Raw genomic sequence first — 8,664 nt, forward strand, 5'->3', positions numbered from 1 at the left:
TGAAAGGCTTTTGGCAAGGAGCTAAACCGTTGCCAAGCAGCATAGAACCCAGTCAGCCTGCCACAATTCCTGCGATGTTAATTAAAAAAGGCGGTGATTTCCCTGCGTTTTGGCAAAAACAAAACTCTTTTATTGAGGTTATGGAGGATTTTTATCTCAGGATGCGCAAGAATATCTTGAAAGGTCTGTGATCTTTCAGGGAAAAAGTATATCTGTGTTTAAACTAAATGAAGAGCTATGAACAATGTTAAGTGAAAAGACTCAGAGTAATATAACTCAATTACTGAAAATTATTGGTCCAGAGAAATGTTTAAATGTAACTGAGATTCAAGGTTTGTTATACGCCGTAGTGATTACACCCGACCCCATAGAGCCAGACGAATGGTTGCCTATTATCTTTGATGATGAAATCCATGAGTACGGTGCTGTTGAGGCAATGCAGCAATTGCGCGCTGAGCTATTAACGTCCTGTGCTCATTACAGCGCGCTAGACCTGAAAGCTAGGCTTCATTTTCCTTACGCCCCAAAGAAAATGACTCTGGAGTTGTTTGACACAATGAAGGACTGGACCTGGGGCTTCTTTTTGGGAATGGAAATGCGGTCGGAATTTTGGACGAATCTACGTGCTGCGAGAAAGGAAGGCTTGAACCTTGAGGATGATCCTGTTGAAAATTGCTTTAAAATTATTGAATTTTTAGTCGATGATGATTTTGACGATGAAGAATTTGTAACTAAAATCAACCAGGGCGTTCCGCCAGGTTTAAGCGAGGAGGACGTTGAGATGTATGTTGAATATTCGTGTTTAGAACTGCTGCCGACCGCAGTGAAAAATATTCAGCGATTGAGTTGCGAAGTGAAAAAGAGAACTGCGCAGGGACAGACGATAAGGCAAATGCCTGAGCAATCAATTCAGTTGAGGCGTAACGATCTTTGTCACTGTGGTAGTGGTAAGAAATATAAAAAATGTTGCTTACATTGAAAGTCTATCGTTGAGCTAAATATTCATTTTTTGTGTAGCAGTAAAAATAAGTCGCAACAATGGCGAAAATTAAAAAGAAACTCACTACTGCACAAAAGCGGGCGAGAAAGATTGCGAAAGCAGAAAGGCAAGAAAAGTATATGTGGGTCTTCATGAATGGAAAACAAGTCAGAGTCGATAGGCCGCCCATGATTGAAGGGATTGATGCTGATGAGTACATACGACTAAATGCTGATCCAATATGGTTGCATCAAAATGAAATGTGGGAATATATAAAACAAGACGAAGATATTTCTTGGATTTAAAACTATTAGTGTGGTCCGTGGTCTGGCGTATGCCACGGAAGAAACTAAATCGATTGTAAGAGGTATCAGGGAAGCTGCCGATGATTTAGTGTCACCTACTGGAAACCGCACCCATGCATCCCACCCCATAAAAGCCACAGGTCTTCAATATTGTTTGTGTAGGCGCAGGGCAGCGCTACGAGCCAGGAAACCCTAATGTTGATGCCTTTAATTTTAGGTGCTATAGTTCCTATTAAATCCTAATAAGAGGAGCTATTATGCCCATTAATGAAAAGAGTCGAAGCTCTGGTCTAGGCGGCATGCCAAAACCCTGCTGTATTCAAATGTCTCAGCTAGGTAGTAATATTAAGCTCGCAAGATTACGCCGCAAAATACGCCAAGAAGACATGGCTAAACGCGTTGCGATATCGGTAAAGACTTATAGAAAAATCGAGAATGGCGACCCTTCTATTGCAATAGGTCTGTATTTAAGTGCGTTATACATGATGGGGTTGAATGATGAGTTTTCATTAATTGCGGCACCAGGATCTGATCGCATTGGTCTTGCCCTAGAAAAAAGAGAGCTTCCTACACGAGTTAGAATAAAACAAAACGAGGAGCTTGATTTTTAATGAAAAACATATTTGTTTTTGTGTACTTGCCTGGCGATATATCAGCCACGCCAGCTGGGCTTTTTAAGTATGATGACAAAGAATTAGTGGGCACTTTTTCCTATGGAAAGAGATATATTGAAAAACACGCTTACGCCATCTCTCCTGACCTGCCCATTAGTACGGATGAGTACATAGCTAAAGATTTTAATGGCTTATTTGGCGCTTTCAGAGATTCGCTTCCTGATTATTGGGGGCGATTGGTATTTTCATCGCTAAATAAGCGCCCAATTGAGGATGTTAGCGAGCACGATCTATTATTAAGTGGTGGCGCTTCAATGATAGGCAATCTGAGTTTTAGGTTGTCGTTGGATTCACCAGAACCCGTCCTGTCTTTACCTGGATATTCGTCCCTTGAAGGCATTATTAAAGCCGCTGAAACTATACAGTCTGGCGGGGAGGTTGAAAAAGCTTACCAACAAATTCTACAACAAGGCTCCGGTTTGGGTGGAATGCGACCCAAATGCACTATTGAAATGAATAACAAATTATGGATTGCAAAATTTCCAGCAATTGGCGATCACTATAATGCCGTTAAAATAGAAGCAGCATCAATGCGGATGGCGCAAATGGCTGGTATAACAATACCCACGATCAGTGTTAAGTCTATTGCTGGAAAAGATGTTTTTTTCATAGAGCGATTTGATAGACAATTTCTGTCAGCGCCGGATAAAAATAACAGTGGATATACACGACACGGATACATTAGTGCGCTAGCGTTACTAAACAAGTATGAAACAGATCGCGATTTTGGCTATCAAGACTTTGCTGATGTATTGCGAAAAAATGGCGACATTAAAGGAAGTCACGAGTTATTCAAAAGAATGTTATTTAGTATAGCAATTAGAAACACAGATGATCATGCAAAAAATCATGGTTTTATTACAACAAACAATAACATTCGCCTTTCTCCCGCATTTGACATTACACCGACTGCATCAACCCTGGGAGTTTCAACAAACTTCGATCTTGCAATTAATGTTGGCCAGCAAGGAAGATCCGCAACCATTGAAAATGCGCTATCGTCTTACAAAAGATTTGGAATAACATACCATGAAGCATTAAAAAACTTAACGGATGTAACGAGAGCAATATCTCAATGGGAGGCTGTTTTTAAAGAAATAGGCGTGTCATCTAGCGACACAGAGCGATTTGCTTGCACAATGAATAGCGCCAAAGAAAGGCTTTTTATTCAAGGTGATATGGTTTCGACAGATAGTGATGATGATTTGCTCAAGAGATACGATCAGTGAGTTTGTTAAAGTATGCATAACAAACACTCCTTGTACGTGGCAGGTTCCAGCGCTTAAAAACCATCATGCTTTTGGAGGAGTTTTGTTGTTAAGCGTGTAAGGTTAACAATTTAGCGGGCATGAAGACCTCAACGGCCTTTAGACCAAGGAAGTCTTCATGGCTAATGAATTGAATTAATCCCATGAAAAGTGACCAACTTTGCCTCTTTTAGCGTTAATTTTAATGTTACTAGCAATGGCCGCTGAGGCGAACAGTGTAGATGAGATAATGAATTCGCCAGAGATAAAGCCCAGCAGACCAATGATGAATACAATGCCGATAAGAATATCTTTATAGAAGTCGTTCATGAGTAAATCCTCATATCAAGTGGAAGAGTTTTTTTCATACTACAACTCAACTATAGTGGTGATTGCTATTGTTGACAATGATGCTGGGAATATATGGATTGTTTCCTGATTGGGTGCAATAAATTCAGGAACTGTTCATATAGACAAATTTGATTGACGGTCAAGATGAGCGGTATAGAATCATTTCAATTGCTTACCCAGTTGCACTAGACTACTGAAAATCCCACATTTCACTCACTTTAAGAGGTCATTATGAAAGGCGATAAGAAAATCATAGAAATTCTTAACAGTTTACTTGCTGGAGAGCTGAGCGCATCCGATCAGTACTTAATTCACGGTGAGATGTATGCTGATTTTGGTCTGAATCATCTCGCCGAAAAAAGCTTTCATGAGTCAGAGCATGAACGGCTTCATGCTCGTGCCATGATTCAGCGTATTCTATTTCTGGAAGGCACGCCGAACCTAGCCAAACGCGAGGTATTAACCGTTGGCAGCGGGGTGCCGGAAATGCTTAAAGCCGACCTGGATGTCGAATATCAAGTGGTCGGCGAGTTAAAAAAAGCTATTTCCGCCTGTGAAAAAGCCCAGGATTACGTGACCCGCGATATGTTGGCAGCGCAACTAGAAGACACGGAAATGGATCATGCCTATTGGTTAGAGCAACAATTGAAGTTGATTAACCTTGTGGGTCTGGAAAACTACCAGCAAAGTCAAATGAAGCAGGGCGTTTAAGCCAACGAGGACATTGATATGAAAGGCGATAAAAAAATTATTGAAATTCTCAACAAGGTACTCAAAAACGAACTAACTTCGATCAACCAGTATTTCCTGCATGCACGAATGTTCCGTCACTGGGGACTGGAAAAACTCAATGACTACCAGTACAAGCAGTCGATCCGCGTCATGAAAGAAGCTGATGAGCTCATCGAGCGCATTCTGTTTCTGGAAGGGTTACCCAATCTGCAAAATCTTGGAAAGCTGCTGATCGGTGAAAATGTCGTCGAATGTTTAAATGGCGATCTGGAATATGAAAAAAATGTTCAGCGTCCATTGTTGATCAAAGCTGTGGCGTTATGTGAGGAATTACAAGACTACGTCAGTCGTGAACTGCTGGAGGAACTGCTAGAGCATTGTGAACAGGCTATCGATTGGCTGGAAACCCAGCACAACCTAATAACGAATGTCAGTTTGCCTAATTATTTGCAAGCACATATACAGCACGACGGCGATTGATGTTTTGAATAAGCTAAGATCAAAAACAAGTTTTTTGATCTTAATCGAGCTTGACAGATATTAAAAACTAAATGAGAATGGTTCTTAGTAGCTTTGCATTATTGCATTTGTTGAGGAGCTGTTTCATGTATGTTTGTGTTTGTCAGGCTGTGACTGATCGTGAGATTCATCAAGCAGCCAGGAATGGAGCTAAAACGCTAAGGGATTTACGCCGTGATTTGAACGTAGGGGTTGACTGCGGTCGTTGCGTAAGTTGCGCCCGTAAGTGTCTAAAAGCAGTCAATGAGGATGCTCAGGAAAGCCTGCAATTATTAGCGTTCGCCTGACACTATTGCTTGAGTGGCAATTCGGTTCACTTTTGGGTTTCTAGCGTCGACAATTTAGCCGTTAGTGTCAATGGTTGAATTATGCATCTCTGTGGATCATTATTCGTCGATTTGATTAAACCCGTAGCTACTAAGTGGGATCTATTCTCAGGTTTTAAACGAATTAATTACTGATTCTGTTCGGAACCAAGTTAATCTGGCTGTCTATAAGTTAAATTGTGAATTTACGATGTGTATCCTTTAAACTGTCACATTTGACAGCAACTAATTGCATGTATTGTAAACAGCAATTAGCGTATAGGACATCACTGAAAATGAAAAACATCGTAAAATCAAAGCAGGGTACTACTATTGGTAGAGGTCCGATAGCGAGAAAAGTTATAGCCTCTGCGCAATATCATCTCCACAAGAAAGTGACTAATTTATCTGATTGGAGAGATGCCAAGATTAGAGCAGAAGACTTTCAAAAAACCATCATCTCTCAGAATCAGCTTACAGAATACGATCCTGTTCATGGACTGTATGTCTATGGACAAAACCTACTGTCGGTCCTTATTGAACAACTTTTCGATTTACCGTTTCTCGATAAGTTGGGTGATGCTTATGCACAAGCACAGGAAGAGTATATGCCGTCAGGACCACCCATGAGTCCATTAACAGGTTCATACTTTTCGTGTTGGGGGGCGTTTGATTTATGTGCAGGACCCAAAAGAGAAACATGCGGCACAATCGGTATTGATTTATATAAATTTCTTAGCGTTGACGAAGGGCTGATAAATTTATTCGAGAAGATGCAAGAATCAAGAATGGGCTTATTCAAGCATGAAGGAACGTCTGGTGGTTATGTATTTTTAAGAGAGTTAATAACAAATAAAGAAATTAAGGTGTTTCCAGCAAGTGGTTATTTAGGAAATCCTGGTGAGATTTGGTTTGCGCGAGTTATGCCGCCGCCTTTTGACAACAATACGCAATTTGATTATTCAATCGTTTTCACGACTCCCTATGTCTTGGGAAAAATAGGCCTCAGCAAAGAATTTACACCCTTTGTTGAAAATGATTGGTTAGACTACTTTGAAAGAAATTTGCTGCGGACAAAAATCAAAGAAAAAGAGGCAGCTTATGAATATCTGATGAAGTATGGATTAAGTAAGAATTATTGGAATGAGTATATATTTTTAGCTTATCGTAATTATCAGCATGATATGGTTTTACTGGAAGGTTTTCCTGATATCCCATCAAGTTTACCTCATTCATAAGGAATTGGGAGGGCAAGAAGATTATTACTGAGAATATAGAGACCGGAACTGATTAAAGCCGTGAGCTAAAGACTGGCTTGATTGGTGAACAGGGAAGTGACTTTGTTTTAGTGTTAAGAAGAATGGGAAGGGAAGGGAAGGACGGCATTCCATTTTGTGATGATAGAGATATCGAGTTCTTCTGTCTTGGTTTTTTTAGTCTGTAAACAATGCCGAACCTTTGTCAGTTTATCGAAAAAATCCTCATAAATAAGCATTACAAAAATGCTTCAAAATTCTTTGAAATCCACATATATTGGATTATTTGGCAAAAAGTGCTGTGGTAACTTTTGGGTAACTCTATACAGATCAAAGGGGATTAATACAGATAGCAACGATAAATCCTGGTTATTTAATTGTATATTAATCAACTAGTTAAAGATGACAACACCACTTTTAATGCGATGGTCGCGCGTTCGAATCGCGCACGACCCACCACAAAGCCTTTGATTTAAAAAGCTTTTTAAGGATAAAAAGCCTCAGTAACTGTGTACTAAACAAACGACTACAGTGATAACTACAGTAGTTTTGTTTTAACCTCAAAACGAGGCAACGCAGATGCTAAATTTCCACATTATCAAAGTTGATCTAAAAAACGGCGAAGTCCGTTATCGCACCATTCTTACCAAATCTGGTAAGGGCATAAAAACCAAAACATTTCGACGTAAGCAAGATGCTCGTACATGGGGCAATCGTTCAGTTTTGGATTCTCAAGAGTATGAAGCTAAAGGTATTAAACCCTGTACTATCCAATTCAGTCGATTAGCTGATGAATACATGCAATGGTGGACTGGAAAAGACCATGATAGGGTAAGGCTGGTTTTATGTTGGGAACAACGCTTAGGTAAAACTCTACTTTCAGACATTACGCCGGAACTTATCCGGGATGCTCTCAAACAAAAAAAATCACAAGCACCTGCGACCTACAATAAACACCTCGCCGTTTTATCGGCTATCCTGGACTATGCCACTCTGCAACAAGAGGATGAAAGTGTTCTGGATCAATATGTCGATGACAATCCCTGCAAGCGCGTCCGTTCTCTCAAGCTAGACAATAAGATTGTTCGTTATCTTTCCGATGAAGAAAAACCACGGTTACTCAAGTCGGCTAAAGATATTGGCGGCAAGTTCTATCTAAAAGTCCTAATGGCACTCACGACCGGGATGCGTAAAGGTGAGCTTGAGCGGCTACGCTGGAATGACATCGACTTTGATAAAGGCCTGGCGATGCTATCCGACACCAAAAACGGAACGCCACGCCACACGCCGATACCGAACGTTATTATGGATCAACTGAAAAAGCATCGGGAAATTGGCAACCGCCTATTATTTCCTTCTAGCGTGGATATAAACAAACCCTTTGATTATAAAAAGCAATGGGCAAAATGCTTGAAAGTTGTCGCCGACCGGACAGGGTAATTGTCGCCGAACAAAAAACTTTAGATGGCACGATATGCGCCATGATACTGCCTCGACCTTAGCACGAGATGGACGGACATTAAAAGAAATAGCCGAAATCCTCGGTCACAAGAGTCTAGCCAGTACCGACTGCTATACGCATTTATCAACTGCACATAAATCCCAAGTGCTGAATGATACGATGGCAAAATCTATTAGCCTATAATTAGGCTTATAGCCAGACTATCCCTACTGTGGGGGAGTGGAATTTTTAACAGACTGTCTGGGTGTCATTATCTATGGCACCCGCTTTAATGGAGCGTTACCTTGCAAAAACCCACATCATCAAAGTTATTCAATCTAAAAAAATGGCTGACTCTGCCAGAAGCTGCCCGCCATCTCTCTGTAGTTTGTGGTGAAACAGTGACGGAGGCCGATATTTTGCAATTAACTTTGGAAGGTCATTTAAAGCTTTCTGTAAATTTAGTTAATCATGCGCATGTTAAACCCGGAAAAGTTGTTAACTTTGATGATGAAAAATTAGTTGAGTCATTAGTGCAAGGCATTTACCCAGATCAACTTGACTGGTGTGCGAGTTTTCGGTCAAACGAGCCAATGTTAATGAATTTGCGGATTGGGAAAGACCAATATTTAAGGCTATGTCATCGTTAACTATGGAATTTTTTATTTCTTTTTCATAAAATAAGCCATGTAGGTTTTCAATTGGAGATCATCATGAAAAACGCCGAGTTTTTTCAATTAATTACTGCAATCCGTGAATTAGATCATCACCAGCGCAAACTGCTGAACGCTGCCTTAAATCAACTATCCGACGAACCCAAAGTCCTCGAATTGATTGAGTCCTGCTTTGATGCTA

12 protein-coding genes and 1 pseudogene are annotated in these 8,664 nt (G+C 40.5%); 12 read left to right on the forward strand and 1 reads right to left on the reverse strand.

What is annotated here, in order from left to right:
* From RW114_RS18895 to RW114_RS18915, 5 genes and pseudogenes are all read left to right on the forward strand, one after another.
* Window positions 1-191, forward strand: a pseudogene (locus RW114_RS18895) (SWIM zinc finger family protein); the annotation flags it as partial.
* A 53-nt stretch (window positions 192-244) separates the two neighbouring features.
* Window positions 245-979, forward strand: a complete 735-nt coding sequence (locus tag RW114_RS18900) for a UPF0149 family protein (RefSeq protein WP_340124300.1) — start codon at window positions 245-247, stop codon at window positions 977-979.
* Window positions 980-1,038: 59 nt separating this feature from the next.
* On the forward strand, window positions 1,039-1,284 hold the full coding sequence (locus tag RW114_RS18905) for a hypothetical protein (protein WP_340124301.1): 246 nt from the start codon (window positions 1,039-1,041) through the stop codon (window positions 1,282-1,284).
* 257 nt (window positions 1,285-1,541) lie between these two features.
* Complete coding sequence (locus RW114_RS18910; RefSeq protein WP_340124302.1) at window positions 1,542-1,895, forward strand: helix-turn-helix transcriptional regulator; 354 nt, start codon at window positions 1,542-1,544, stop codon at window positions 1,893-1,895.
* The gene (locus tag RW114_RS18915; protein ID WP_340124303.1) at window positions 1,895-3,187 is read left to right on the forward strand and encodes a type II toxin-antitoxin system HipA family toxin; all 1,293 of its coding nucleotides are present in this window, start codon (window positions 1,895-1,897) and stop codon (window positions 3,185-3,187) included. The genes RW114_RS18910 and RW114_RS18915 overlap by 1 nt, the downstream gene beginning before the upstream one ends.
* Before the next feature lie 174 nt (window positions 3,188-3,361).
* Here RW114_RS18915 and RW114_RS18920 read toward each other — a convergent pair whose 3' ends face one another.
* Window positions 3,362-3,535 carry a hypothetical protein gene (locus RW114_RS18920; protein ID WP_340124304.1) on the reverse strand — a complete coding sequence of 58 codons (174 nt, stop codon included), beginning with the start codon at window positions 3,533-3,535 and terminating at the stop codon, window positions 3,362-3,364.
* 252 nt (window positions 3,536-3,787) lie between these two features.
* On the opposite strand from RW114_RS18920, the gene bfr (RW114_RS18925) reads away from it, so the two are divergent.
* The 7 genes from bfr (RW114_RS18925) (at window position 3,788) to RW114_RS18950 (ending at window position 8,459) form a co-directional block, all read left to right on the forward strand.
* Complete coding sequence (bfr, locus tag RW114_RS18925) at window positions 3,788-4,267, forward strand: bacterioferritin (RefSeq protein ID WP_340124305.1); 480 nt, start codon at window positions 3,788-3,790, stop codon at window positions 4,265-4,267.
* Window positions 4,268-4,285: 18 nt separating this feature from the next.
* Window positions 4,286-4,768, forward strand: a complete 483-nt coding sequence (gene bfr, locus RW114_RS18930) for a bacterioferritin (protein ID WP_340124306.1) — start codon at window positions 4,286-4,288, stop codon at window positions 4,766-4,768.
* Window positions 4,769-4,893: 125 nt separating this feature from the next.
* Complete coding sequence (locus tag RW114_RS18935) at window positions 4,894-5,094, forward strand: (2Fe-2S)-binding protein (protein WP_340124307.1); 201 nt, start codon at window positions 4,894-4,896, stop codon at window positions 5,092-5,094.
* 314 nt (window positions 5,095-5,408) lie between these two features.
* Window positions 5,409-6,350: a hypothetical protein gene (locus tag RW114_RS18940; RefSeq protein WP_340124308.1), complete on the forward strand. Its 942-nt coding sequence runs from the start codon at window positions 5,409-5,411 to the stop codon at window positions 6,348-6,350.
* Between the two features lie 597 nt (window positions 6,351-6,947).
* Window positions 6,948-7,808, forward strand: coding sequence for a tyrosine-type recombinase/integrase (locus RW114_RS18945; RefSeq protein ID WP_340124309.1), 861 nt, complete (start codon window positions 6,948-6,950; stop codon window positions 7,806-7,808).
* On the forward strand, window positions 7,786-8,013 hold the full coding sequence (locus RW114_RS21095) for a tyrosine-type recombinase/integrase (RefSeq protein WP_422614848.1): 228 nt from the start codon (window positions 7,786-7,788) through the stop codon (window positions 8,011-8,013). Before RW114_RS18945 ends, RW114_RS21095 begins: the two co-directional genes overlap by 23 nt.
* Window positions 8,014-8,114: 101 nt before the next feature.
* Window positions 8,115-8,459 carry a hypothetical protein gene (locus RW114_RS18950; RefSeq protein WP_340124310.1) on the forward strand — a complete coding sequence of 115 codons (345 nt, stop codon included), beginning with the start codon at window positions 8,115-8,117 and terminating at the stop codon, window positions 8,457-8,459.
* Window positions 8,460-8,664: the final 205 nt, after the last annotated feature.

The organism is Methylobacter svalbardensis, assembly GCF_037671525.1.
Taxonomy (GTDB): Bacteria; Pseudomonadota; Gammaproteobacteria; order Methylococcales; family Methylomonadaceae; genus Methylobacter_A; species Methylobacter_A svalbardensis.

Excerpts from the sequence above, each read along its gene's own strand:
- RW114_RS18900 (WP_340124300.1), top strand. The coding sequence starts at position 245 with ATGTTAAGTGAAAAGACTCAGAGTAATATAACTCAATTACTGAAAATT.
- RW114_RS18905 (WP_340124301.1), top strand. The coding sequence starts at position 1,039 with ATGGCGAAAATTAAAAAGAAACTCACTACTGCACAAAAGCGGGCGAGA.
- RW114_RS18910 (WP_340124302.1), top strand. The coding sequence starts at position 1,542 with ATGCCCATTAATGAAAAGAGTCGAAGCTCTGGTCTAGGCGGCATGCCA.
- RW114_RS18915 (WP_340124303.1), top strand. The coding sequence starts at position 1,895 with ATGAAAAACATATTTGTTTTTGTGTACTTGCCTGGCGATATATCAGCC.
- RW114_RS18920 (WP_340124304.1), bottom strand. The coding sequence starts at position 3,535 with ATGAACGACTTCTATAAAGATATTCTTATCGGCATTGTATTCATCATT.
- bfr (WP_340124305.1), top strand. The coding sequence starts at position 3,788 with ATGAAAGGCGATAAGAAAATCATAGAAATTCTTAACAGTTTACTTGCT.
- bfr (WP_340124306.1), top strand. The coding sequence starts at position 4,286 with ATGAAAGGCGATAAAAAAATTATTGAAATTCTCAACAAGGTACTCAAA.
- RW114_RS18935 (WP_340124307.1), top strand. The coding sequence starts at position 4,894 with ATGTATGTTTGTGTTTGTCAGGCTGTGACTGATCGTGAGATTCATCAA.
- RW114_RS18940 (WP_340124308.1), top strand. The coding sequence starts at position 5,409 with ATGAAAAACATCGTAAAATCAAAGCAGGGTACTACTATTGGTAGAGGT.
- RW114_RS18945 (WP_340124309.1), top strand. The coding sequence starts at position 6,948 with ATGCTAAATTTCCACATTATCAAAGTTGATCTAAAAAACGGCGAAGTC.